This is a genomic window from Pseudomonas putida group bacterium ESBL64, from assembly GCF_045277175.1.
Classification (GTDB): domain Bacteria; phylum Pseudomonadota; class Gammaproteobacteria; order Pseudomonadales; family Pseudomonadaceae; genus Aquipseudomonas; species Aquipseudomonas alloputida.
In genome coordinates this window covers 5395355-5421120 of record NZ_CP145799.1, presented here as the reverse complement: position 1 = coordinate 5421120, position 25766 = coordinate 5395355, and the positions used below count along the sequence as shown (strand labels likewise).

Here is a 25766-nt window from a genome sequence, read left to right as displayed (position 1 = left end):
GCAATCTGACTGGCGGCGACGCTAGCAGAACAGAGAACTAAGCGCCGACTTTGCGCCAATGATGGCATTGAGATATCAAATTTAATCTATTTCTTCACACCCCAGCCTCTGCAGGCTTTTACACCCGGCAACCAGTTAACTAACTTCGCAAGAGTGCCTTATACAAGGTGCCAACTCGGCCTGATTGCGCGTGAACGCCCTAGCCATTGGACTCGTTCCGACGCAAATCATTAAGTGATTAGACGTGGAAACCGCAGCTCTCGGACCATCAGTGAAGGCTTGTTGTCTATGCAGCCACTTGGCCTGTTCGGCGCGCCACCAGATAAATACTGGTGTCGCTCCTCGTGCGTAACGACACCAAAAAAGCGGGAGGCATCGCTTGGCCTGCACAAAGCCCTGATGCCAGCGGCACCCCTTGAACCATAAGGCGTTCAGCCCTCTCTTCCCTTCCAAATCAATATCTTGTTGTAACTTTTCGTTGTACACAGGCCGCTCATACAGCAGCATACCCCCCTTTCTCAGCTTCAAATTGGACGTATGGCAGTGGCAACATGGATGTTATGAATCCCTCTACACGACGGCACCCAGCAGGCAAGAACCTCTATCGCTGGCACGCCGCCTCACTCGAGAGCCATCTCCAAGCCCTTGCCCCCCACTGGGGCCAGAAAACGCTGGAGATCACTACCGAAGTCCTGGGTGCAAATGCATCCTTCGTTAACTATGTGCACCACCATCGGCTGAAGGATCCGTGCACCGGGCAACCCGTCGAAATAGTGGAAAAATCGATCCGCAAAATGGCGTTTATCAGCAGCCAGGAGGCGCGCTTCCACCGCGCCGAAGGGATGTTGGCGGGAAGTACGCACTTTCACTACCCCGCCTGCATAGGCGTGATCGATACGCCTTGGGAAAGCTTGATATTTACCGAATTCGTCCGGGGTGTTCCCCCACGTATGCATGCGATCGCCAAACAGTTGGCGCTTGGCATTGCCGAGCTTGAAAGGCTGAGCCACGACTACCTCGAGTCCCAACCCTTCGCCAAAGCGCCCTTGTACTGGAGCATGGACTTCTTCAGGCCTTGGTTCCTGCTGCGCCCGCGATTCAATTTTGCCCGCTGCCTTCCTGCGCTGGCGCAACTCGGTCTTGAAGACGAACGCTTTGCCGGGCTGGCTGAGCGCTTCAAGGCCTTTTTACCCGTAACTCGCGACATGGCAGCCAAGGCCCGACGCAGCCCACGCTGCATCAGCCATATGGATTACCTGCGCAAAAACCTGTTCGTCGACAATGGCCAACTGCACCTGATCGACTGGAGCGAGGTAAAGGTTGGGCGCATAGGCTTTGACGGCGGGGCCTACCTGGGCAGCCTGTTCCGGCGCAAGGACATGAAGGTATTCCTGGCAGCACAGGCCGAGTTCATCGAAACGTATCGGGCAGCCCTGCCGGAGCGCTTCGATGTGGAACAGGCGCTAGGGAACTTGCGCTACGTGTTCCTCCTCACAGCGCTGTTCCATTGCTTGCGCCCAGAAACGGTCGCTGAGTACAAGGAGCGCGACCGGATGGGGTTATTGCTGGAGAAATACCACTATTTGCTGGGGATGCTGGAGCAGGAGTAGATGAGCTTTTGTACCCATGGGGAAAAAGCTTCGCGGGTAAACCCGCTCCTACAGGCGTGCGTTACGCTCCCAAGCGGCGTGGTACGCCGCGGTTTCGGGGAGTTTGTCGGGATCAGATGTCATTTTGATGCCATAGGTCATCATCTGCACATATCGTCTAATTTCTTTTCGCGATTTTTGCCCAGCGGCACGCCTACAAATGTGAATTTGTATTAAGATTCGCCATCCTTTGTTTCCACCGGACCCGCAGGGCTATAAGCCCATGCCGCCCCTTTGCTGAATGGATGCCGCTCCACGTATATGGACGACGCTTCGCCCCGCCCTCGCCTGCTGATCCTGTCAAAAGGAGCCCAGCGCATCAGTACGTTGCCTGCCTTGCTGCCCGAATTCGCGCTGCAAAGCGGTGCTGTGCGCGATGTCGAGCTCGCTGATTGGGTAATGGCCTGGGGCCGCAAGCCAAGCGCCATCAAGGCAATGGCCGAGGCGCACAAGGCTGGCAAGCCCGTTCTCACGCTGGAAGACGGCTTCATCCGTTCCGTGGGCCTGGGCGCCGACGAGCCGCCCCTGTCGCTGATCGTCGATGACGTGGGCGTCTACTACGACGCTTCCCAGCCGTCCCGCCTCGAACAGTTGATCGCCACGCCCCTCGACGCCGAGCAAACCCAACGCGCCCTGGCACTACGTAGCCTGTGGCAGCAGCAACGGGTGTCGAAGTACAACGACGCACGCATCGAACTGCCAGCGCTGCCGGCCGACTGCGTGCTGGTGGCCGACCAGACCTGTGGCGATGCCTCGTTGCAAGGTGCAGGGGCCAGCGACTTCCGGGCCATGCTGGAGGCGGCATTGGCCCGCTATCCGCATAGCACCATCGTGCTCAAGGTGCACCCCGACGTGGTGGCCGGGCGCAAGGCCGGGCACTTCGACCTGGCAGCGCTGGCCGGCAACCCGCGGGTGCAGGTACTGGCCCACAATGTTCACCCGGCCGATTTGCTGCCACGCATGCGTGCAGTGTTCGTGATGACGTCGCAACTGGGCTTCGATGCCTTGCTTTGGGACGTACCGGTGCACACCTGGGGCATGCCGTTCTATGCCGGCTGGGGGCTGACCGACGACCGCGTGCCGGCACCTTCACGCCGCAAGCCTGTGCCGTTGGCGCAACTGATTCATGCCAGCCTGGTGGCCTACCCACGCTATGTCTGCCCAGAACGTGGTCAGCCGTGTACGCCAGAGGTGCTGATCAACTGGCTGGGCCTGCAACGGCGGCACCGCAGCGTGTTGCCAAACACCGTACAGATGCTGGGTTTCAGCCGCTGGAAAGAACCGCTGGCAAACCTGTTTTTCAATGGCGCGGCCATTCGCTTCGTCAAGCCCGAGCAACCGCTGGCGCAAGACTTGCCCGTGGTGTCCTGGGGCTGCAAGCACGACACCCACCTTAGCGCCCACCCACTGCCCGTCAACCGGGTGGAAGACGGCTTTCTGCGCTCGGTCGGCCTGGGCGCCGGCAAGGCGCGACCGTTGTCGTGGGTGGTCGATGACCTGGGTATTTACTACGACGCCACCCGGCCTTCGCGCCTGGAGCGCATCCTGGCTGAAGAGCCCTTCGACCCGCAGTTGTTGGCCCGCGCGCATGCTTTGCGCCTGGCCATCTGCGCGGCGGGGCTGACCAAGTACAACTTGCCCGGCGCCAGCTGGCAGCGCCCCTCGCATGCGCAACGGGTGATCCTGGTGCCTGGCCAGGTGGAGGGCGATGCGTCCATCCGCTTTGGCGGCAACCGTATCCGCAGCAACCTGCAACTGCTGCGCGCCGTGCGTGAGCAAAACCCTGATGCGTGGGTGTTGTACAAACCCCACCCAGAGGTATTGGCCGGCACGCGCGCCCGCGGTGACGACGAAGCGCAAACCGTGCACTGGTGCGATGAAGTGATCGGCGATACGCCACTGCAGCAATTGCTGGAAGTGGTCGACGAATTGCATGTGCTGACCTCGCAGTCGGGCTTCGAGGCCCTGCTGCGCGGTGTGCCGGTGACGACCTATGGCCAGCCGTTCTACGCCGGCTGGGGGCTGACCCGCGACATGGACCTTCAAGCACCGGTGCAGGCACGGCGCAGCCGACAACTGACGCTGGACCAGTTGGTAGCGGGCACGCTGCTGCTCTACCCCACTTACGTAAGCCTGGTGACCAACCGCTTCACCACCGCCGAACGAACCTTATACGAACTACAAAATTGGCACGCCTTACCGCAGCCTGGAGCTCCCTCCCGATGGCAGGACTTGAAACGACGCTTGAGCAGTTTGTTGGGCATGAAGCGCCCGACCAACTGAATGCAAGGGCGACGCGTGGTCCGCTGCTGCGTATCCCGTCACACAATTTTCTGCTGCTTCAGGGTGTCAGTTCGCCCTTCTTCAGCCGCCTTGCCAAGGGGCTGCGGGATATCGGCCAGCGAGTGCACAGTGTGCGCTTCAACGTCGGTGACGCCCTGTACGGCCCCGGCGGCGCGCAGCTGACCTGCCCGCACGCCCCGGAAGACATGGAGGCCTGGTATTCACGGGTGTTCCGCCAACTGGATATCACCGACCTGGTGCTGTTCGGCGACTGCCGCCCGGTACACCGCCCGGCCGTGACCCTGGCGCGGCTGTCGGGTATTCGCGTGCACGTGTTCGAGGAAGGCTATTTTCGGCCCTATTGGGTGACGCTGGAGCGCGACGGGGTCAACAACAACTCGCGTTTGCCACGTGACCCGCAGTGGTACCGCGATGTGGGCAAGTACATTCCGCGCTATCAGAATGGCAACCCGTTCAAGCTGTCGTTCGCCGCACGTGCCACGCACGATGTGCTGTACCATGCCGGCGGCGCGCTGAACCGGCTGTGCTTCCCGCGCTACCGCACCCATGCCCCGTTCAACGCCGCCATGGAGTACGCCGGGTTTATCCGCCAGGGCATGCGCCTGCTGCGCGCCCGTGTGCATGACGACGCGCTGGTGGCCGAAGTGGCCCGCGAGCGGCACCCCACGTTTTTGCTGCCCTTGCAGCTGGACAGCGATGCGCAAATCCGCGACCACTCGCCGTTCCAGAACATGACCCAAGTGATCGAGCATGTGATCGACTCGTTCTCGCTCAACGCGCCCTTCGATGCGCGCCTGCTGGTGAAAAACCACCCGTTGACGCCTGGGCTGGTCAACTACCGCAAGGTCACCGAGCAGTTGGCGCGCAAGTACGACGTGGCCGAGCGTGTCGACTTCATGGAAAGCGGGCACATGCCTACGCTGCTCTCCCACATCACCGGCATGATCACCGTCAACAGTACCGCAGGGGCTTCTGCATTGCTGCACCACCGCCCTACCTGCACGCTGGCCGAGCCGATCTACGCGATGCCGGGGCTAACCCATCAGGGCGGCCTGGATGATTTCTGGCAGCAGCCCGAAGCGCCCGACAACACGCTGTTTCAACGCTTCCGCAACACGGTCATCCACACCACCCAGGTCAACGGCGGCTTCTACACCGCCTGCGGCATGGACATGGCCGTGGCCAACTGCCTGGAAGTGCTGATGGCGAAAACCTCAAGAATCGAAAAATACCTATGAGTTCGCATGCCTCACCCCGCTGCATCCTCATCACCGGCGCCACAGGCGGTATCGGTGGCGCGCTGGCGCCTGCCTACGCCGCCCCGGGGGTGACGCTGATCCTGCAAGGCCGGCGCCAGGACCGCCTGGCCGAAATGGCCGAACAATGCCGCGCCCTGGGTGCCCAGGTGCTGCTGGAAGCCCTCGACGTGCGCGACCTGGACGCCCTGCGGGCCATGGTGCGCCGGGTAAGCGAGCAGCATCAGCCCGACCTGGTGCTGGTGGGCGCAGGGCTTAACACCGCCGTGGGCACCAATGGCGAAGCGGAAGACTGGGACGACAGCCGCGCCCTGATGGAAGTGAACGTGATGGCCGCCCTGGCCACCGTCGAGGCCGCCCTGCCCGCCATGCGCAGCCGTGGCGACGGGCAGATCGCCCTGTTCAGCTCGCTGGCGGGCTGGCGTGGCTTGCCGGTCACACCGACCTACAGCGCCAGCAAGGCCGCCATCCGGGTGTACGGCGAGGCCATCCGCGACTGGCTGGCGCCCGAAGGGGTGAAAGTGAATGTGATTGTGCCGGGGTATGTGGAGTCGAAGATGTGCTTCGAAATGCCCGGGCCTAAACCTTTTCTGTGGACCGCCGACAAAGCGGCCAGGCGTATCAAGCGCGGGCTGGCGGCGAACCAGGCGCGTATCAGCTTTCCGTTCCCGCTCAACCTGGGCACCTGGCTGCTGGGGCTTATCCCGCAGTGGCTTTCTTCGATGATCCTGCGTGGGTTGAAGTACAGTGATTGATGTTTCCATGTTGCCGGTCGCTTTGATCGGCCTGGGCTTGACCGTCGCGGTCGAGCGCCTGCTGGTTCCCCGCCCTGCCCTGCGTCGCCCGGCCGATTGCTGGCTGCTGCACGCGGGGCTGTGGTGTGTGGCCTTCGGGCTATTGTATGCACTGACGGCGCGGCCGTTGTTCAGTGGCGTGAATGTGTTGCTGCTGTGGCTGCTGATCGTGCTGGTCAGCAACGCCAAGTATCACTCGCTGCGCGAGCCGTTTGTGTGTGCAGATTTCGAGTATTTCAGCGATGCAGTGAAGTTCCCGCGGTTGTACTTGCCGTTCTTTGGCTTTGGCAAGGCCGCGCTGCTGGCGGTGGGCTTTCTGGTTTACCTGTGGGCGGGGTTGAACTTCGAGGTGGCGGGCGCGCGGCTTGAGGCGTTGCTGCCGTTGGCGCTGGGCCTGGGCTTGCTGCGCCTGGGGCATCGGCCTGTGAAGCCGAGCTTTGATGCCGAGCAGGATGTGCGTGGCTGGGGCTTGGCGGCCAGCTTGTGGCGGTACTTCTGGGCGGCGCGGGCGCCGGTGGACCGGGACGGGCTGGGCTCGCCGTTTGCTGGTGGGGCTGTGCCGGCCTCTTCGCAGCCGACAGTGGCCCAGGCCGGGGCGCTGCCGGACTTGGTCTCGGTGCAGAGCGAGTCGTTCTTCGATGTGCGTGGGCTGTGGCCTGGCGTGCGCTCGCAAGTGCTCGACCAGTACGACCTGTTGGCCAGCCAGGCGCTGGCCCGGGGCAAACTGCAGGTGGCAGCCTGGGGCGCCAATACGGTGCGGACCGAGTTCGCCTACCTGACCGGCATCCCTGCCGACCGGTTGGGCGTGCACCGCTTCAACCCGTACCGGGTGCTGGCCCGCCAAGGCCTGCCCAGTATCGCCTCCAGGCTCAAGGCGCAGGGGTACCGGACCATTTGCATCCACCCGTACGATGGTGGTTTCTATGGCCGCAACAAGGTGTTGCCGGCATTGGGCTTTGATGAATTCATCGATGTGAAGGCGTTCAACGCTTCGCAAAAGGCCGGGCCGTTCATTGGTGATTGCGCCGTGGCAGACAAAATCCGCGCGCTGCTGCAGGCGCCAGGCCGCACCCAGCCGCTGTTCATCCATGCGGTCACCATGGAAAACCATGGCCCGTTGCACCTGGAAAGCGTAGCCGCGCACGAGCTGCCCGCCTGGTTCGACCGCCCGCTGCAACCGGGCATGAAAGACCTGGCGCCCTACCTGCGGCACATCGGCAATGCCGACCGCATGCTGGGCATGCTGCGCGAAACCTTGCTGGCCCAGCCGAACGAGGCGCTGCTGTGCTTCTTCGGTGACCATGTGCCGATCTTGCCCGAGGTGTACCAGGCTGTTGGCGCGCCCGCGGGTGATACCGACTACCTGGTGTGGTCCAACCGCCGCCAGCCTGGCTGCGGGGCCAGGCCAATGCCAGTGCAGCAGCTTTCCAGCACATTGCTGGGCCATGCCTTGGCGCCGGCAACCCGCCAGGACACGCCCATGGCCAGTGCCGGGGTAGCCTGACAACGTGGTGCGTATCGTTTTGGGATCGGACCTGTCGCCGGAGCGTGCCGCAGACCCTGCCTTGGCCCGCTTGCTGACCGAGGGGCGGGGGTCGCTGGCGTTCCTGATTGGCAATACGGCCTGCCGCTATCGCTTGCTGGGGTCGGCTATCCACTGGGACCGAGTGCTGCTGGCCTTCGACGGCGAGCAGGCACTGGGCTTTGCCGCATTCAAGCATGGCCGGCGCGGGCCGTTTGCCTGGCACTGGCGGCCGTTCGTGCGTGAGTTTGGCCTGTTGAGCGGCTGGGTGCGGTTTATTGGGTTCTGCCTGAGCGAACTGCGCGAATGGCGCTACCCGTTCTTGCTGTACGGGCTGCGGGTCAGCAAGGCCGCACGCCAGCACGGCGTAGGCTCGGCGCTGGTGCAGGCGTGCTGCGCGCACGCCGCCGGCCAGGGCTTTACCCAGGTAGAGCTGGAGGTGCCGCTGAGCAATCATCGGGCGCAGCACCTGTACCTGCATAATGGCTTTGCCCTGCGCCGCAAGCGCTGGGTGCCGTTCCCGCCGGTGCGCAACATGTGGCGGGCCGTGTAATGCACAACACACCGCCCTTTGCACCCCACTCGCCCGAAGGTTACTCGCCACCCGATGCCCTGGTAGACGGCACCGGCTGGGTCGGCATCATGTCGCAATGGGTGGCCTGGAAGGTCCTGCACCTGCCGCAGTTCCTCGGCCCGGAAGGCCCGCCCTTCTGGCTGTGGCGCCGCGGCCGCAAGGCGCCCAAGGGGCTCAAGGCCATTGCCGGTATCGGCTACAAGCAGTCGTCGGCCCATGCCCGGGTGCTGTGCCAGCGCTGGGGGCTGCCCTACATTGCGCTGGAAGACGGCTTTTTGCGGTCTTCTTCGCTGGGCATCGAGGGCGATACGCCAATGTCCATGGTGGTCGACCCGGTGGGCATCCACTACCTGGCCGACCGCCCTTCGCTGCTGGAAAACATCCTGCAGCAGCCCGAGGCGCTCAGCGCATACGAACTCAATTGCGCCCGCGAACTGATTGCCTTGATGCGCAGCAGCGGCATCGGCAAGTACAACAACGCCCAGGACCTGCCCGACGACGACCCGCTGGGCCGCGAGCGGCCGCTGGTGCTGGTGGTGGACCAGACTGCCGGGGATTATTCGATCCCGGGCGGCGGGCTATGCGAAGCCGACTATGTGCGAATGCTGGATGAGGCCCTGGCAGAAAACCCGGATGCCGACGTGCGCGTGCGCATTCACCCGGACTGCCTGGGCGGGCAAAAGCCCAGTTGCCTGCTGGATGCCGCGCGGGCCCGCGGGGTAACGCTGGAGGCGCGGCCGGTAGCCTGGGCGTCACTGGCCCGGCGTGCCCGGCGCGTGTACGTGGGCACCAGCCAGGCCGGGCTGGAGGCGTTGATCCAGGGCGTGCCGGTCACCTGCTTCGGGCTGCCGTTCTATGCGGGCTGGGGGCTGACCGATGACCGCATGGCCATTGCTCGCCGGCAGGCACGACCAGACCTTGTGCAACTGGTGGCGGCGGCCTATGTGCGTTACTGCCGTTATGTCGACCCATTGAGCGGCCAGTTGACCGATGCCTTGACCGTTGCCCGCCAATTGGCCAGCAAGAAAGCCCGCGATGCTGCGTTTGCCGGCCCTACCACGGTGCTGGGCGTGAAGCGGCACAAGCAGCACAACATCCGGCGTTTTTTCGCAAGCCGTTGGGGGCAGCTGCGCTTCAGCGTGGACAGCCCGCACCTGATAAGCCAGGTAGCGGCCGAACAGGGTCGGCTGCTGGTATGGGCTGCGCGCGAGCCGGCCGGCCTGGCCGAACGTGCGCGCCAGGCGGGGGTGCCAGTGTGGCGGGTCGAGGATGGTTTCTTGCGCTCCACGGGGTTGGGGGCGACCAACAGCCCGGCGCTGTCACTGGTGCTGGACCGGGGTGGCATTCATTACGATGCGCAGTCTGCCAGCGACCTGGAGCAGCTGTTGCAGCATGGCGAATTCGACGCCCCATGCCTGGCCGAAGCGGCGCGCTTGCGGGCGCAGATCGTTGCCAGCGGCACCAGCAAGTTCAACCTGCGCAGCAATGTGCGCCCGGCGCTGTTAGGGCAGCCGGGGCAACTGCGGGTACTGGTGGTGGGCCAGGTCGAGGATGATGCCTCGGCGCTATGCAGCGGTGGTGGTGCCGGGTGCAACCTGCGGCTGCTGCAACAGGTGCGCGCGCGGTTGCCGGATGCCTGGATTCTGTACAAGCCACACCCCGACGTGGAAGCCGGCAAGCGCCGCGGGCACATCGCCCCGGCACAGCTGGTGGGGCTGGCCGATCAGGTACTGGCGGGTGTGGACATCGCCAGCCTGTATGGCCAGGTCGATGCACTGCATACGCTCAGTTCCACCGCTGGTTTCGAGGCCTTGCTGCGCGGGCTGCCGGTGGTCACCTATGGCACGCCGTTCTATGCCGGCTGGGGCCTGACCGAGGACCATCAGCCCTTGCCCCGCCGCACCCGGCGTTTAACCCTGGACCAGTTGGTAGCCGGCGCCTTGTTGCGCTATGCGCGCTATGCCGACGTCCAGCAAGACCTGCCCTGCGATGCCTGGCACGCCCTCGCCTGCCTCAGCGCGCCCCAGCCGGCGCCGGTGGCCTATCGGCGAGTGGCGCCGTTGCTCAACTATACCCGGACCATGCTCGGCTGTGGCCGGCCATTGGCCCCATCAAAGGACTAGATCATGCCTGTTTCGATCAAGGACATCGGCCGTTACGCGGCACTCCCCTGGCATTGCCTGCAGTTGGCTACCCATGCCAAGTCGTTCGAGAACAACCCGGTGCTGGGCAGTGCCCGGCTCAATGCCTTGGGCCTGCATGTGCAGCGTCGTCAGCTGGCGATGGCCATGGCAGGTTACCGTCGCAATGCGCTGGCCTCGCGGCTGGATGCCGGTGAGCGCGCGCATTTTGAGCAGAACGGTTTTTTCATTCGTGAAAACGCCCTGCCTGCCGAGCAGTTTGCGGCCTTGCGCGCCGAGCTGGGTGCATTGCGCAGCACCGGCTGGGAAATGCGCCAGGGCCGCGCGGTTACCCGCCGGGTCAGCCTTGACCAGGACGTGCTGGCGCAAAACCCGGCCAGTGCGGCGTTTGTGGCGGACCGTGGGGTGCGCGACCTGATTGCCTATGCGTCGTCCAATACCGGTGGCATTACCTACCAGTTGCAGTCGATCGTGATCGACGCCGCCAATGCCGACCAGGACCCGCAGACCCGCCTGCATGCCGACACCTTTCACCCCACGGCGAAGGCGTGGTTGTTTCTGGACGACGTGGCGGATGACCAAGGGCCGTTCAGTTATGTGCCGGGGTCGCACCGCCTGACGCCGGAGCGTTTGGCCTGGGAGTACCGTCAAAGCCTGGGGGCGGCGCGCTCCGGCGAGCAGATGCACCGTGAGGGTTCATTCCGCATCGACGAGCCCGAGCTGGCGGCCCTCGGCTTGCCGCCGCCCCGTCGCTTTGCGGTGCCAGCCAACACCCTGGTGGTGGCGGACACGTCTGGTTTCCATGCCCGTTGTGCAAGCCATCAGGCCAGCCACCGCGTCGAGATCTATGCCAGCCTGCGGCGAAACCCGTTCATCCCCTGGCGCGGGGCGCACCTGTTTGCATTGCCATGGATTGCCAACCACCACATGCGTTGGGATATCCGGTTGAAGCGGTTGATGGGGTTTGGCAAGAAGAGCCATTGGCGGTTTGTGGAACAGTTGAATGCGTACGAGGCACCGCATATCTGACCCACGCCCAGCCCCCGGCCCGGTGGCTGGACGCAGGCCGTCGTGTAGGAGCGGGTTTACCCGCGAAAGGGCCGGGCCTGCTGGCCAATATCCCTGGCCGGTCACCGTTGCTGCCGCCACCGTATTCGCGGGTAAACCCGCTCCTACGCCGATCGGGGGGTGGGCACAGATCGGGGGTTGGACACAGACCGTCGTGTAGGAGCGGGTTCACCCGCGAAAGGGCCGGGCCTGCTGGCCAATATCCCTGGCCGGTCACCGTTGCTGCCGCCACCGTATTCGCGGGTAAACCCGCTCCTACGCCGATCGGGGGTTGGGCGCAGACCGTCGTGTAGGAGCGGGTTCACCCGCGAAAGGGCCGGGCCTGCTGGCCAATATCCCTGGCCAATCACCGCCCCCCCCTGGTCGGTGGGCACATTCTGCAATGGTTGAATCGCTGCTGGCGTCATGTGGGCGTCTACGCTGGCTCGAACTATCGAAGCCTTCAAGGATGACCCCATGCACTACGCCCACCATCTGCGCCGCCACCGGGTTTCACACCCCGGCAGGCTATACATGCTGACAACCGTCACCCACCAGCGCCGCCCCCTGTTTCACAACTTCAACCTGGCCAGGCTGGTGGTCAATCACCTACGCCAGGCAGACCGGGAAAACAGCTGCGTCACGCTGGCCTGGGTCGTCATGCCCGACCATGTGCACTGGCTGATAGAACTGAAACAGGTGACGCTGGCCACGTTGATGCGCCGCTTCAAATCAAGGTCCAGCCATGCCTTGCACAAGGCTGGTGTAACAGCCCCCCCCATCTGGCAGGCGGGCTACTGCGATCGCGCCATGCGCAAGGATGATGATCTGCTCAATACCGCTCGGTACATCATTGCCAACCCGGTCAGGGCCGGCCTGGCACCCAATGTCGGCGAATACCCACACTGGGATGCCATTTGGCTGTAAGCGTGGCCCTCACCCCAGCCGCGCCATCTCCTGCGCCACCACCGCCACGGTATGCCTGATCTGCTCTTCCGTATGCTCGCAAGACACAAAAAACCGCACCCGCGCCGAATGCTCCGGCACCGCGGGGTACAGGATCGGCTGGGCATTGATGCCACGCTCGAACAGGGCGCTGGACAAGCGGCCGGCCTTGAACGAACTGCCGGTAATCACCGGGATCACCGCCAACCCGGTACTGGTCGCCGTGTCCAGCCCAGCTTCACGCGCCAGGCGCAGGAACAGCTCCCCCCGCGCCTGCACTTGCGCTACCCGCTCGCTGTCTTCAGCCAGCAGCTTCAACGCTGCCAACGCAGAGGCCGTGACCGCCGGCGGCATGCCAACACTGTACAAGAAGCCCGGCGCCAGAAACTTCAGGTGCTCGATCAGTGCCGTGCGGCCCGCAATGTACCCGCCGCAACTGGCCAGTGTCTTGCTCAAGGTCCCCATCCAGATGTCGACGTCTTCGCCAGCCAACCCAAAATGCTCACGAATACCTTTGCCCGTCGCCCCCATCACCCCCAGCGAATGGGCTTCATCCACCATCAGGAAAACCTTGTGCTTATGCTTGAGCTCGACGAACCGGGGTAGCTCGGGGTAGTCGCCGTCCATGCTGTAGATGCCTTCCACCACCACCAGCACCCGCTCGAAGTGCTGGCGTTGCTCGCCCAGCAGGCGGTCCAGCGCCTGCCAGTCGTTGTGGGCAAAACTCAGACGGCGGGCACCCGACAGCTGGATACCCTGCAACACGCTGTTGTGAATCAGCTCGTCATGCACCACCAGGTCGCGTGGCCCGAACAGGTAGCCGATGGTGGTGACGTTGGTGGCATGGCCGCTGACCATCACCACCGCATCGTCCACCTCGTACAGGCGCGCCAGTTCGCGCTCCAGCTCACGGTGCAGCGGGCGGTCGCCAGAAACCGGGCGGCTGGCCGACACCGAGGTGCCGTAGCGGTCGATCGCCGCCTTGGCCGCTTCGGCCACGGTCGGGTGGCCGGAGTAACCCAGGTAGTTGTAACTGGCAAAGTTGAGAAACTCGCGCTCGCCAATCTGCGTCTGGGCGCCGGCGGTGCCCTGGTGCATACGGAAGAACGGGTTGCTCACGCCCAGCTGCATGGCACTCTGCTGGATTACCCGCAGTTGCTGGTACCCCGGGTGCTGATCAAAGCGATAGTGCGCTTCGGGCACCTTCAGGGCAGCCTGCTGTACCTGCTCCAGGGTGGCGCCCTGCTCGCCCTCGGCAGCCACATGGCGGCGCCGGGCGAGGGCTTGCTGGATCAGGCGTTGCTTGGCATCACCACCAAGGCCGGTCGGGGTTCTGGCTGTCATCTGGCACTCTTAATCAATCAGTCGGTTGGGTGCCGCGTTGCTGTCGGCCAAGGCTGCGTTCAACTGCGCCAACTCTTCGGCACTGTGTTCGCTGCCATGGCGGGCAAGCACATTCTGCGCCAGTTGCTCTTCGCCGCTGCTCGCTTCACCGCGCAGCAGCTCCAGCAAGCGTGCGGCAAGCTTGTCGATGCTGGAGCTGTCGCTCAGTTCCATCACCGGCAGGCGAATACCGAAACGCTCTTCCAGCGCCACCACCAACTCAACGCTCATCAACGAATCGAGCCCCATTTCCTGCAGCGGGCGCTGGGCATCCAGGCGTGCTGGCGGCAGGCGCAAAATCTCGCACACCTCGTGCTTGAGCATGTCTACGAAGCGTTCGAGCAGTTCGCCATCGTCAAGCTCCTCCAGCATGCGCTGGATGTCTTCACCGCCCCCTTCATCCTCATGGTCGCCGCCATAGGCACGGGCCAGTTCGCTGAAGCGCGGTGTAGTGGCGCTCGGCAGGAAGCGCGCCAGGGCCTTGAAGTCCAGCTCCAGCACGCCATGGCCGTTATCACCCTGCAACAGCATGGCCTCGAGCTGTGCCAAGGCTGCCTCAGCCCGCAGCGCCGAGCCCCCCATGCGGCTCTGCAGGGCGTCCTTGATCTGGCTGTTGCGCGCCAGGAAACCGACATCGTCGATGGCGCCCCACAGCACGGCGGTGGCTGCCTGGCCCTGAGCACGACGGTGCCGCGCAAGGGCTTCGAGCCAGTGGTTGGCCGCCACGTAGTTGGCCTGGCCGGGGTTGCCGAACAAGGTGGTGGCCGAGGAGAACATCACGAAGAAGTCCAGCGCCAGGCCCTGGGTCAGCTCGTGCAGGTACTGCGCGCCCTTGGCCTTGGGCTCCAGCACGCGACGCAACTGGTCACCGTCAAGGTTGCGGATCAGGCTGTCGTCAATCACCGTCGCGGCGTGCACCAGGCCACGCAGTGGCCATGGGCTGGCGGCAATGCGATCAAACACCCCGCGCAGTTGCTCACGGTCGGTGATGTCGCACGCCACGGCCTGCACATCGATACCTTGGGCGTGCCACAACGCCAGCTGCGGTTGGGCCTCTTCACTGGCCGGGCCACGACGGCCCAGCAACACCAGGTGACGGGCACCTTTGTCGATCAGCCACTGCGCAGTACGCAAGCCAAAGCCACCCAGGCCGCCGGTGACCAGGTAGCTGGCATCGGCGGCAAGCTGCAGTGCCCGCACCGGCTGCACGCGGGTGTCGACGGTTTGCTGGATCGGGTTGGCGTACGTCACCACGACCTTGCCAATCTGCCGCGCCTGCTGCATGTAACGGTAGGCTTCGACCACCTGGTTGGCGTCGAACTCGCGGAACGGCAACGGGTGCAGGATGCCCTGCTCGAACAGTTCCATCATCTCGGCGAACAGGCGGCGGGTGAGCGCGGGGCGCTCGCTCATCAGTTGGTCAGCGTCGATACCGAAATAGCTGATGTTGTTGCGGAACGGGCGCAAGCCAATACGGGTGTTCTGGTAGAAGTCGCGCTTGCCCAACTCCAGGAAGCGACCAAACGGCTTCAGCACCTGCAGGTTGCGGTTGATGGCCTCACCGGCCAGCGAATTGAGCACCACGTCCACGCCACGCCCACCGGTGGCTGCCAGCACCTGGTCGGCATACGCCAGCGAACGGGAGTCGTAGATGTGGCTGACGCCCAGCAGGCGCAGGAAGTCGCGCTTCTCGTCGCTGCCTGCGGTGGCGTGAATTTCTGCGCCCAGCCATTTGGCGATCTGGATGGCCGCGATGCCCACGCCACCGGCAGCGCCGTGGATCAGCACCTTCTCGCCCGGCTCCAGGCGCGCCAGGTGATGCAGCGCGTAGTACACGGTGAAGAAGGTACTCGGAATGGTCGCCGCCGCTTCGAACGACATCCCTTCGGGGATGCGTGCAACGGCGTTGGCGTTGGTGACCAGGCGGTTGGCGAAGCTGCAGGGGCCAAAGCCCACCACACGGTCACCCGGGGCGAAGTCGCCCACTGCCTCGGCGCCTTTGCCTTGCACCACACCGGCAAATTCGAAGCCCAAGGTAGGGCCGGAGAAGCCGTTTTCGATGGCTTCATCCGACAGCAGGCCGAGGGCGAACATCACGTCACGGAAGTTAAGGCCCGTCGCACGCACCTGAATGTCCAGCTCATCCGCCGCCGGTTGACGCGGCTCACGCACTTCCCAGCGCAGGTTGCGCAGCTGGCCCGGCAGGTCGAAGCCCAGGCACACCCACTGCGCATCGCCCACTGCGCGGCGCGGCTGGTCGGCCAGCACGCGCAGGCGCGGCACGTAGCGACGGCCTTCGGCGTCCAGGGCCAGCTCGGTTTCGCTGTCGGCGTGCAGCAACGCAGGTACCGCCAGCTCGACCGCTGCCGCGTGGGCCAGATCGAGCAGGCGAATACGACAGTGCGGGGATTCGTTGGCCAAGGTACGGCCAAAGCCCCACAAGGCGGCGTCGCCGATGGCCGCAACCTCAGCGGCGGTGTCGACGCTGTACAGGTGCTCGGCAGCGCCACGGCTGAACAGCCAGCACTGCGGGGCGATCGTCAGCGACTCACAGGCCTGCACCAGCGCGGCCGCTTGCATGCAGCGCTCGGCCTGGCCATCGAGGCCTGTGCCGCTGTCGAAACCAGCCAGGTGCAGCACATGCTCAGGGGGCTGGGCAAAGGCGCCAAGCTGGGCCGCCAGCGCCTGGGCGTCACCCGGCTGCAACAGGTCAACCTGCTGGCCTTGGGCGCGCAGTTGCTCTGCCAGGCGCAGGGCAGCGCCCTGCCCGGCTTCGGCGAGTACGGCCCAGCGCTGCACGGCCACGGGTGCAGCAGTGTCAGCACCGGCGGGCTTGTCCGCCAGCAACAGGTAGCTACCACAGGCGTTACCCGGCAACGCCTCCAGCGTGCGCAGCGCGGTCAGGCCATGTCGCTGCAGCTCATGGCTCCAGAACGCCGGGCCTTGCTGGCGCGACAACGCCTGCTGCGGGCCGGCCAGCCACCAATCTGGCTGGGCACCGAAGACGAAATCGGCCCAGCGCGCCGGGTACTGCCCAAGCAGCGCCAACTGGCCGTGCGGGTTGAGCCGGCCACTGGCCAGGCGCAGGGCGTCACCCACGGTACCAAGGGGGCCGAAGTCGGTAGGCACCAGGACCCAGTCGAACGTACCGGCTTCGGCCAGTTGCTCCAGGCCAAGTACCTCCAACGCCGGGCAATCGTCACGCAGACGCTGCTCAAGCTCGGGCTCGGCGACGCAGTAGGCATAATCGAGGCGATCGAAATCCAGACCGGCGTACAACAGCTCGGCAAACGAAGCGCCACCAAAGCCGAATTCCAGCACCCGCAGGCGCTGGCCGGGCGGCAGCTGCGCCAGGCGCGCGGCCAGGGTTTGGCCAATACCGCTGAGCAGGTGCTGCTGCCCTGCCGCACCCAGCACCAGGCGCGCCAGGCTGGCGCCGCTGGTTTCGCGCGGCTGCAGGGTGTCGAAGGCCTGGCTGCCATCCAGCAACGCCGACAGATGACGGCCGATACGGCCCACGGAATGGATAATCTGGAAGTACTCGGGGTAACTTCTGAACAGCTCTTGCCAGATAGCCTGCGAGGTCGGGCGCTCGCCCTGGTCGACCAATTGCCAGCCACCGTCAGCGCTACGCTGCAGGCTGCCGTCGTGCTCGGCATGGCGCAACAGCATCGCCAGGAAGTCGCCCTGGCCCTGCGACCACTGCGCGACCTGCTCGGCACTGATGCGGCCGCCGGCCTGTTCCACCGCATCGAGGACAAAGCTGCTGCACAGCACATCCAGCAGTGGCTCCACTTCATTCAGGTAACGCACCTGTGCCGGCTCGTCGGCCAGGCACTGCAAGGCCTCGGCCAGCGGCGAGCAGGCCACGGCGTTACGCTGCACAGGCACAACTGCGCCTGGCGCGGCCTGCCCCACATGGACCATACGCTTGATATCGCCACTGCGGTCGTACTGCAGGCGCACGGCACGCATGCGCGCATCCTTGATTGCCAGCACGGCAGCGCCGCTGGCATCGAACAGGGTGAAGTCGACCAGCAGCGAATGCGCGGTGCGCTTGCGCTGGCGCACCTCGGCCAGCACCGGCACACCACCAGCATTGGTAAAGGCAATGCGCCCAAGCTTGACGGGGATGAACGCCAGGCCATCGTCATGCCCCTGGCGGCTGGCCAGCAGCTCGGTAATCAGCTGGAAGGCACCATCCAGCAGCGCCGGGTGCAGGTGCAGGCTTGCCAGTTCGTGTTCGATGGCAGCAGGCACGACCAACTGAGCCAACACGCGCTCCCCTTCCACCCAGGCTGCGGCCACGGTCTGGTAAGCGGGGCCGTAGTTCAGGCCAACCGCGCAGGTCATTGCCAGGTGCTGCTCGCCGGTGAAGTCTGCCGGGCGGGCTGGCAACGCCGGTGCCCGGGTGTCCAGCAGCACACCGCGCGCTTCGCCCGGCAAGCGTGCGACCACGTGCTGTACCCAGTCTTCGCGTTGCATCAACGTGCGCGAGCTGATGCGCAATGTGCCATCGGCCTCTTCCACCTGCACGCGCACTTTCTTGCTGACCTCGCTGCTCAGCAGCAGAGGGTTGTGAATTTCCAGCTCTTCGATATCGACGAACTCGCCCGGCTGGTGCAGTTGCGCCACCGCCAGGGCCAGCTCGGTAAAGCCTGCACCCGGGAACAGTACCGACTCACCCACCTTGTGGTCGGCCAGGGTCGGGTACTGCTGGGTATCCAGGCGGTTTTCCCAGGTCAGCGCCTGGTCCGTTACCGGGTAACCCAGCAACGGGTGCACGCGCTCGTGGCTCAGCGGGCCATAGGCCTCGGCAGTGACCGGCAAGCTGAAGTGATCGCGCTGCCAGGCGTAGTTAGGCAGGCGCAGCGGGCGCCCCGCCACCGGGAAGCGTGCCTGCCACTGTGGCTCCACGGCGGCAAGCTGCAGGCGGGCTACGGTACGTTCCAGCAGCAGTGGACTGTGGTCGTTGCGCTTGAGGGTGCCAATCACCTGCCCCGGTTGTTTGCACTCGACCAGCACATCGCTGACGTAGCTGCGCAGAATCGCATGCGGGCCCACTTCGACGAACAGGTTCAGGCCATTGCGCACCAAGGCAGCCAGCGCGCCCTGGAACAGCACCGGGAAGCGAATGTTCTGCCACCAGTACTGGCTGTCCAGGCGTTCGCCGTTCAACTGGCCACCGACGACAGTGGAGTAGAACGGGACCTTCGTAGCCTGCGGGCGGATATGCGCGAGGTCGTCGATAACCGCTTGCTTGATCGGGTCCATGGCCGGCGAGTGGAAGGCGTAGTCCAAGTCCAGGCGACGGGCGAATACCTGGCGCTCTTCCAGGGCCGCTTCCAACAGTGCCAGGGCGTCGACCTCACCGGCCACAGTGGCGCCGCGGGCGCTGTTCTCGCCCGCCACCACCAGGCGGCCGTCCAGTTTCAGTTCGGCAATCAGTTGCGCCGTGGCCTCACCCGAGAGGCCGACCGCCGTCATCTTCCCGGTACCACGGGTCAGGCCCTGCAGGCGGCTGCGGTGGTAGATGACCTGGGTGGCGTCCTCCAGGCTCAACGCGCCGCTGGCCCAGGCCGCGGCCACTTCACCCACACTGTGGCCAATCACCGCCACCGGGTGGATGCCTTCGGCAGCCAGCACTTTGGTAACCGCCACTTGCAGGGCAAACAGCGCAGGCTGGGCAATTTCGGTACGTGCATAACGGCCTTCGCCATTCTCACCCAGCAGCTCGGCGCGCAGCGAGTAGCCCGCCAAGGGCTGGAACAACGCGTCAACTTCATCCACGGCGGCGGCGAACAGCGGCTGGTCGAGCATCGCCCGGCCCATGCCCTGCCATTGCGAGCCGTTGCCGGAATAGACAAATACCGGTGCCGAGGCGCCGTCCAGGGCCTGGCCGGCCTCCAGCACTGCGCTCAGTTCGCTGAGGGTCGGGTCCTGGGCATAGTCGTCCAGCGCCTGGGCAGCTTCGGCTGCAGTGTCGCAAACCAGCAGCAGGCGATGGCTGTGCGCATCGCGACGGAACATCGCCTGGTAGGCCACATCGTAATAGTCGGCCTGCGGCTGCCCGGCCAGGTAGGCGGCAAAGCGCTCTGCGGTTGCGCGCAGGCCTTCTTCGCTCTTGGCACTGAGCAGTAACGGCACGCGCCGGGCGCTGGCCGCTTGCGCTACCGGCGCCTGTGGCTCGGGGCTTTGCAGGATGACATGGGCGTTGGCGCCGCCAAAGCCGAACGAGTTCACCCCCACGGTCAACTGGCCATCGGCTTTCAGCGGCAGGGGCTCGGTGACCACCTGCAGGTTAAGGTCGGCGAATGCGATGTTCGGGTTGAGCGCCTGCACGCCAATGGTAGCGGGCACGGTACGCTCGGCCAGGCAGTTCAGTGCCTTCATCAGGCCAGCCACGCCAGAGGCGGCTTCAAGGTGCCCGAGGTTGCTTTTCACCGAGCCGATTGGCAGCGGGTTGCCGGCGCCGCGCGCCTGGCCCAGCGCCTCGCCGATGGCGCGGGTTTCGATCGGGTCTCCCACAGCGGTACCGGTGCCGTGGGCCTCCAGGTAGTCCAACTGCTCGGGTGCGATGCCGGCCTGGGTGTAGGCGCGCTTGAGCAACGCCGCCTGGGCCTCGGCATTGGGCAGGGTCAGGCTGGACTTGCGCCCGTCGGTGTTCACCGCACTGGCCGCCACCACCGCCAAAATGGTATTTCCGTCGGCCACTGCCTGGTCGTAGTCCTTGAGCAGGAACAACCCGCCGCCTTCGGAGCGGGCGTAACCGTCGCCGTTTTCGTCGAACGACTGGCAGCGCCCGGTGCGCGACAGCATGGTCGCCTTGGCGAAGATCATGAACCCGAACGGGTGCATGTGCAGGCTGATACCGCCCGTCACGGCTTGGTCGACATCACCGCTGAGGATGGCCTGGCACGCCTGGTGGAAGGCCACCAGCGACGACGAGCAGGCGGTGTCGATGGCCATGCTTGGGCCACGCAGGTCGTAGAAAAACGACAGGCGGTTGGCCGCGATACTCATGGTGTTGCCGGTCGCCGTGGCGCCATCGATGGCCGACAGGTCCTCGAGCAGGCGGTAGGACTGCTCGACACCGGCGATGCCCAGGTACACGCCACAGTTGCTGCCACGCAGGCTGGACGGCTTGACCCCGGCGTTTTCGAAGGTTTCCCAGCACATTTCCAGCAGCATGCGCTGCTGCGGGTCCATCATCGCGGCTTCACGCGGCGAGATGCTGAAGAAGCCAGCGTCGAAAGCGCTGATATCACCCAGGGTGCCTGAGGCGAAGGTGTAGCTGGTTGCAGGGCTGGCCTTGTCCGGGTGCAGGAACTCGCGTTTGTTCCAACGCGACGGGTCAACCTGGGTCACCAGGTCGCGGCCCTCCATCAGGTTTTGCCAGAAGCCCGCATTGGAAGAGCCAGGAAAACGGTACGCACAACCAACGATTGCAACCTTTCTACGCTTGATCAAAACCTATTCCTTCAAATCTCATCGGGCACCGTCCCATCCGTCGGACAGCCGGCATGCCTGGCCCGGCCACGAAACTGGCCAGTCGTTATATGTCACTGATGATTGTCTGGGTACCTGAAACTGCCATGCACGCACGGGGCGCAAGACTCATGGTCTGGGACTCGCGTGGGAATGTTCAGATTTGTGTATGCGGATGATACGCGGGTTGCCGGGGTGGGAAAACCCTGGGGTGAGGGATGGTTCACGGCGTGGGAACGGGTTTACCCGCGAATACGGTGGCGGCTGCGACGGTGAACGGCTGATGGGAATTGGCCAGCAGGGGCGGCCCTTTCGCGGGTAAACCCGCTCCTACACGACGGCCTGCGCCCAATCATCAATGTGTGTTCACCCCCAATCTGTGTAGGAGCGGGTTTACCCGCGAATACGATGGCGGCGGCGACGGTGAATGGCGGGTGGAGATTGGCCAGCAGGCCCGGCCCTTTCGCGGGTGAACCCGCTCCTACACGACGGCCTGCGCCCAATCATCAATGTGTGTCCACCCCCAATCTGTGTAGGAGCGGGTTTACCCGCGAATACGGTAGCGGCGGCGACGGTGAACGACGGGGGGGAATTGGCTAGCAGGCCCGGCCCTTTCGCGGGTGAACCCGCTCCTACACGACGGCCTGCGCCCAATCACCAATGTGTGCCCACCACCAATCTGTGTAGGAGCGGGTTTACCCGCGAATACGGTAGCGGCGGCGACGGTGAACGACGGGGGGAATTGGCCAGCAGGCCCGGCCCTTTCGCGGGTGAACCCGCTCCTACACGACGGCCTGCGCCCAATCACCAATGTGTGCCCACCACCAATCTGTGTAGGAGCGGGTTTACCCGCGAATACGGTGGTGGCCGCGACCGCGAATGACCAGGGAGATTGGCCAACAGGCCCGCCCCTTTCGCGAGTTGAACCGCCCGAGCAGGGCGGTTCCGCCCCCGAGGTCGCTCCCTCAATAAACCTTGTCTTGAATCAAGCGCAGCAAATACTGGCCATAACCATTCTTGGCCAACGGTGCAGCCAGCTTTTCCAATTGCTGGGCGTCAACCCAGCCCTGGCGGTACGCCACTTCCTCAGGGCACGCTACTTTCAAACCCTGACGGCGTTCAATGGTCGCGATATAGCCACTGGCCTCCAGCAGCGAATCATGGGTGCCGGTGTCCAGCCAGGCGTAACCACGCCCCATGATCTCCACCGACAAACGCCCCTGCTCCAGATAGAAGCGGTTCAGGTCGGTAATTTCCAGTTCACCACGTGGCGACGGCTTGATGCCCTTGGCAATCTCAACCACGTCCTTGTCGTAGAAATACAACCCGGTGACCGCGTAATTGGACTTGGGCTTGGCCGGTTTCTCTTCCAGGCTAATCGCTTTGCCCTGTACATCGAACTCCACAACGCCATAACGCTCGGGGTCTTGAACATGATAGGCGAATACACTCGCCCCTTCGCTACGCTCCATGGCATTGCCCAGCAGCGCCTGGAAATCATGGCCGTAATAGATGTTGTCGCCCAGCACCAATGCGGACAAATCATTGCCGATGAAGCTTTCACCGATCAGAAACGCCTGCGCCAGGCCGTCTGGCGAGGCTTGCACGGCGTAGGTGAGGTTGATGCCCCACTGATGACCATCACCCAGCAGTTGCTCGAAGCGCGGGGTGTCTTGCGGTGTGGAAATGATCAGGATGTCCTGGATGCCCGCCAGCATCAGCGTGGTCAGCGGGTAGTAGATCATCGGTTTGTCGTACACCGGCAATAGCTGCTTGGAGATTGCCAGTGTCGCGGGGTGCAGTCGGGTACCCGACCCGCCTGCCAGGATGATGCCTTTACGCTTCATGATGGTCATTTCTCGTGTATTTCCGTGAGCATGCGAGCCACCCCTACACGCCAGTCTGGCAAGTTAAGGGAAAAGGCTTCCTGCAGTTTATGGGTATCCAGACGCGAGTTGGCCGGCCGCTTGGCCGGGGTCGGATAGGCATCGGTGGTCAACGGCTTGACCTGCTCGGCATGGGCTTTCAACTGCACACCTTGGGCGGCGGCCTGCTCGAGTACATAACGTGCATAGCCGCACCAAGTGGTTTCGCCGCCTGCCGCCAGGTGGTACAAGCCAACCAGGGCCGGGTTGGCGCGGGTGGCGGCAATAGCATGCGCGGTGATGTCGGCGATCAGCTCAGCACCGGTAGGCGCACCGTACTGATCGTCGATCACCCCCAGGCTGTCACGCTCCGCAGCCAGCCGCAGCATGGTCTTGGCGAAATTATTTCCACGTGCCGCATAGACCCAGCAGGTACGGAAGACCAGGTACTGGCAGCCGGCTGCCTGGATGGCTTGCTCACCGGCCAGCTTGCTTTCGCCATAGGTGTTCAGCGGGCCGGTCTCATCGTCTTCCCGCCACGGACGGTTACCCCCACCAGGGAACACGTAGTCGGTGGAGTAATGCACCAGCAACGCGCCGCACTCGGCAGCAGCGCGAGCCAGCACACCAACGGCTTCGGCGTTCACCTTGAACGCTTGTTCGCGTTCGCTTTCAGCCTTGTCCACGGCGGTGTAGGCGGCAGCATTGACGATTACATCAGGGGCGAAGCTGCGCACGGTTTCGGCCAGACCAGAAAGGTTCGTCAGGTCACCACAATGGGCCTGGCTGCGCGAGCTCAGCGCCAGCACCTGACCAAGCGGCGCCAGGCTACGCTGCAGCTCCCAGCCTACCTGACCATCTTTGCCCAGTAGCAGAACCCTCATGCCGAGCGCCCTGCGTAGTTCTTCTCTACCCAATCGCGGTAGCTGCCAGATTGTACGTTCTGCACCCATTCCTGGTTGTCGAGATACCAGGCCACGGTCTTGCGAATGCCGGTTTCAAAGGTTTCGGCTGGCTTCCAGCCCAACTCGCGCTCCAGTTTACGCGCGTCAATCGCGTAGCGGCGATCGTGGCCGGGGCGGTCAGTGACGTAGGTGATCTGCTCGGCGTAGGGTTTGCCATCGTCACGCGGACGCAATTCGTCCAGCAACGCGCACACGCGGTTGACGATTTCCAGGTTGGGCTTCTCGTTCCAGCCGCCCACGTTGTAAACCTCACCGGTTTTGCCGGCTTCCAGCACCCGCCGGATGGCGCTGCAGTGATCTTTCACATACAGCCAGTCGCGGATCTGCTGGCCATCGCCGTACACCGGCAGCGGCTTGCCGGCCAGAGCGTTGACGATCATCAGCGGGATGAGCTTTTCCGGGAAGTGGTAAGGGCCGTAGTTGTTCGAGCAGTTGGTGGTCAGCACCGGCAGCCCGTAGGTGTGGTGGTAGGAGCGCACCAGGTGGTCGCTGGCAGCCTTGCTGGCCGAGTATGGGCTGTTGGGCTGGTACTGGTGGGTTTCGGTGAACGCAGGCTCGTCGGCGGCCAGCGAACCGTACACTTCGTCGGTGGATACGTGCAGGAAACGGAACGCCTGGCGTGCCGGCTCAGCCAGGCCACCCCAGTAGGCGCGTACGGCTTCCAGCAGGCGGAAGGTGCCGACGATGTTGGTTTCGATGAAGTCTTCCGGGCCGTGGATCGAGCGATCGACGTGGGACTCGGCGGCGAAGTTGACGATGGCGCGTGGTTGGTGCTCCTTGAGCAGACGTGCGACCAGCTCAGCGTCGCCGATGTCGCCGTGCACGAAGATGTGGCGCTGGTCGCCTTGCAGGCTGCTCAGGGTTTGCAGGTTGCCTGCGTAGGTGAGTTTGTCGAGGTTGACCACGGGCTCGTCAGAGCCGGCCAGCCAGTCCAGGACGAAGTTGGCGCCGATGAAACCTGCGCCGCCTGTTACCAAAATAGTCATAAGCTTGCTTCCGCTTTCATGGACTTCTTGTCCGGCCTCTGGATTTCAGCCGCGTGCCAGGTCGACCAAGCGGCGAAAAATTTGTCATCGTGAAAAACAATCAGGATGGCAAGCGCCTATCCCGCTCAGTCAAAACATTCCAAGTCTTCCAGCGCTTTACCGAGGCGGTCTTTATCTGACAACTGTGGCTGTTCGATGGGCCATTGAATGCCGACTGTCGGGTCATCCCAAGCCAGGCAACGTTCAAACTGAGGAGCGTAGTAGGCAGTTGTCTTGTACAAGAATTCCGCCTGTTCGGACAATACGAAGAACCCGTGGGCGAAGCCTTCGGGCACCCAGAGCTGGTGTTTGTTTTGCGCCGAGAGCCGGGCGCCGACCCAGTGGCCGAAGGTGCGGGATGAACGGCGCATATCTACTGCGACATCGAACACTTCGCCTGCCACCACCCTGACCAGTTTTCCTTGAGGCTGGTGGAGCTGGTAGTGCATGCCGCGAAGGACGTTCTGACGCGAGCTGGAGTGGTTGTCCTGTACGAAATTTACGGAGCGCCCAATGGCGGCCTCGAAAGCGGCGTGGTTGAAGCTTTCGAAGAAGAATCCGCGGTCATCACCAAAGACCTTTGGTTCGAGCAACATGACTTCGGGTATTGCAAGGGGTGTTACTTTCATTGGATTGCCTTGAAAGGTAAAGCACGCGGGCTGGAATTCATGATGCGCCGCGCGATGTTGGGAACGGACGTAAGTGATACACCAGGGAGCCCTATCCCGGCGGATGCAGGCTTGCCCTCATGCTGCAGCTAGAGCTCAGGCATCCATCCACGCGCGGGAGCGCAGCATAGAGGCCTGAA

15 protein-coding genes are annotated in these 25766 nt (G+C 64.0%); 9 read left to right on the top strand and 6 right to left on the bottom strand.

What is annotated here, in order from left to right; all coding sequences use genetic code 11:
• The first annotated feature begins 551 nt into the window (after positions 1-551).
• The 9 genes from V6093_RS24550 to V6093_RS24510 all read left to right on the top strand — a co-directional run bounded on the left by V6093_RS24550 (position 552) and on the right by V6093_RS24510 (position 12214).
• Positions 552-1610, top strand: coding sequence for a phosphotransferase (locus tag V6093_RS24550; protein WP_341783257.1), 1059 nt, complete (start codon positions 552-554; stop codon positions 1608-1610).
• 300 nt (positions 1611-1910) lie between these two features.
• A complete protein-coding gene (locus V6093_RS24545; RefSeq protein ID WP_406669651.1) occupies positions 1911-3932 on the top strand; it encodes a capsular polysaccharide biosynthesis protein in 2022 nt (673 codons plus the stop codon).
• Positions 3872-5191 (top strand): capsule biosynthesis protein, encoded by a 1320-nt coding sequence (locus V6093_RS24540; protein WP_121783907.1) that lies wholly within the window; start codon positions 3872-3874, stop codon positions 5189-5191. Before V6093_RS24545 ends, V6093_RS24540 begins: the two co-directional genes overlap by 61 nt.
• Entirely contained in the window at positions 5188-5964 is a 777-nt protein-coding gene (locus tag V6093_RS24535) for an SDR family NAD(P)-dependent oxidoreductase (protein ID WP_406669650.1), read from the top strand. Before V6093_RS24540 ends, V6093_RS24535 begins: the two co-directional genes overlap by 4 nt.
• A gap of 7 nt (positions 5965-5971) precedes the next feature.
• A complete protein-coding gene (locus V6093_RS24530; RefSeq protein WP_406669649.1) occupies positions 5972-7507 on the top strand; it encodes an LTA synthase family protein in 1536 nt (511 codons plus the stop codon).
• Positions 7508-7511: 4 nt separating this feature from the next.
• Positions 7512-8078, top strand: coding sequence for an N-acetyltransferase (locus V6093_RS24525; RefSeq protein ID WP_012053362.1), 567 nt, complete (start codon positions 7512-7514; stop codon positions 8076-8078).
• Positions 8078-10222: a capsular polysaccharide biosynthesis protein gene (locus V6093_RS24520; protein ID WP_406669648.1), complete on the top strand. Its 2145-nt coding sequence runs from the start codon at positions 8078-8080 to the stop codon at positions 10220-10222. The genes V6093_RS24525 and V6093_RS24520 overlap by 1 nt, the downstream gene beginning before the upstream one ends.
• Positions 10223-10225: 3 nt before the next feature.
• On the top strand, positions 10226-11269 hold the full coding sequence (locus V6093_RS24515) for a phytanoyl-CoA dioxygenase family protein (RefSeq protein WP_004577660.1): 1044 nt from the start codon (positions 10226-10228) through the stop codon (positions 11267-11269).
• Positions 11270-11764: 495 nt separating this feature from the next.
• Entirely contained in the window at positions 11765-12214 is a 450-nt protein-coding gene (locus tag V6093_RS24510; RefSeq protein ID WP_406669647.1) for an REP-associated tyrosine transposase, read from the top strand.
• 9 nt (positions 12215-12223) lie between these two features.
• On the opposite strand, the gene V6093_RS24505 is transcribed toward V6093_RS24510, so the two are convergent.
• From V6093_RS24505 to rfbC, 6 genes are all read right to left on the bottom strand, one after another.
• Positions 12224-13576 carry an aminotransferase class I/II-fold pyridoxal phosphate-dependent enzyme gene (locus V6093_RS24505; RefSeq protein ID WP_406669646.1) on the bottom strand — a complete coding sequence of 451 codons (1353 nt, stop codon included), beginning with the start codon at positions 13574-13576 and terminating at the stop codon, positions 12224-12226.
• Positions 13577-13585: 9 nt separating this feature from the next.
• A complete protein-coding gene (locus V6093_RS24500) occupies positions 13586-21085 on the bottom strand; it encodes an SDR family NAD(P)-dependent oxidoreductase (protein ID WP_406669645.1) in 7500 nt (2499 codons plus the stop codon).
• Between the two features lie 983 nt (positions 21086-22068).
• Positions 22069-22950: a glucose-1-phosphate thymidylyltransferase RfbA gene (rfbA, locus tag V6093_RS24495; RefSeq protein WP_047605313.1), complete on the bottom strand. Its 882-nt coding sequence runs from the start codon at positions 22948-22950 to the stop codon at positions 22069-22071.
• Between the two features lie 5 nt (positions 22951-22955).
• Positions 22956-23852: a dTDP-4-dehydrorhamnose reductase gene (gene rfbD, locus V6093_RS24490; RefSeq protein ID WP_047605268.1), complete on the bottom strand. Its 897-nt coding sequence runs from the start codon at positions 23850-23852 to the stop codon at positions 22956-22958.
• Positions 23849-24919 carry a dTDP-glucose 4,6-dehydratase gene (gene rfbB, locus V6093_RS24485; RefSeq protein ID WP_047605269.1) on the bottom strand — a complete coding sequence of 357 codons (1071 nt, stop codon included), beginning with the start codon at positions 24917-24919 and terminating at the stop codon, positions 23849-23851. Before rfbB ends, rfbD begins: the two co-directional genes overlap by 4 nt.
• 125 nt (positions 24920-25044) lie before the next feature.
• Entirely contained in the window at positions 25045-25587 is a 543-nt protein-coding gene (gene rfbC / locus V6093_RS24480; protein ID WP_047605270.1) for a dTDP-4-dehydrorhamnose 3,5-epimerase, read from the bottom strand.
• Positions 25588-25766 lie beyond the last annotated feature (179 nt).

What these genes read in the sequence shown, in the direction of transcription:
- V6093_RS24515 (WP_004577660.1), top strand. Translation starts at nt 10,226, where the DNA reads ATGCCTGTTTCGATCAAGGACATCGGCCGTTACGCGGCACTCCCCTGG.
- V6093_RS24520 (WP_406669648.1), top strand. Translation starts at nt 8,078, where the DNA reads ATGCACAACACACCGCCCTTTGCACCCCACTCGCCCGAAGGTTACTCG.
- rfbB (WP_047605269.1), bottom strand. Translation starts at nt 24,919, where the DNA reads ATGACTATTTTGGTAACAGGCGGCGCAGGTTTCATCGGCGCCAACTTC.
- V6093_RS24535 (WP_406669650.1), top strand. Translation starts at nt 5,188, where the DNA reads ATGAGTTCGCATGCCTCACCCCGCTGCATCCTCATCACCGGCGCCACA.
- V6093_RS24510 (WP_406669647.1), top strand. Translation starts at nt 11,765, where the DNA reads ATGCACTACGCCCACCATCTGCGCCGCCACCGGGTTTCACACCCCGGC.
- rfbA (WP_047605313.1), bottom strand. Translation starts at nt 22,950, where the DNA reads ATGAAGCGTAAAGGCATCATCCTGGCAGGCGGGTCGGGTACCCGACTG.
- V6093_RS24540 (WP_121783907.1), top strand. Translation starts at nt 3,872, where the DNA reads ATGGCAGGACTTGAAACGACGCTTGAGCAGTTTGTTGGGCATGAAGCG.
- rfbC (WP_047605270.1), bottom strand. Translation starts at nt 25,587, where the DNA reads ATGAAAGTAACACCCCTTGCAATACCCGAAGTCATGTTGCTCGAACCA.
- V6093_RS24545 (WP_406669651.1), top strand. Translation starts at nt 1,911, where the DNA reads ATGGACGACGCTTCGCCCCGCCCTCGCCTGCTGATCCTGTCAAAAGGA.
- V6093_RS24550 (WP_341783257.1), top strand. Translation starts at nt 552, where the DNA reads ATGGATGTTATGAATCCCTCTACACGACGGCACCCAGCAGGCAAGAAC.
- rfbD (WP_047605268.1), bottom strand. Translation starts at nt 23,852, where the DNA reads ATGAGGGTTCTGCTACTGGGCAAAGATGGTCAGGTAGGCTGGGAGCTG.
- V6093_RS24530 (WP_406669649.1), top strand. Translation starts at nt 5,972, where the DNA reads ATGTTGCCGGTCGCTTTGATCGGCCTGGGCTTGACCGTCGCGGTCGAG.
- V6093_RS24505 (WP_406669646.1), bottom strand. Translation starts at nt 13,576, where the DNA reads ATGACAGCCAGAACCCCGACCGGCCTTGGTGGTGATGCCAAGCAACGC.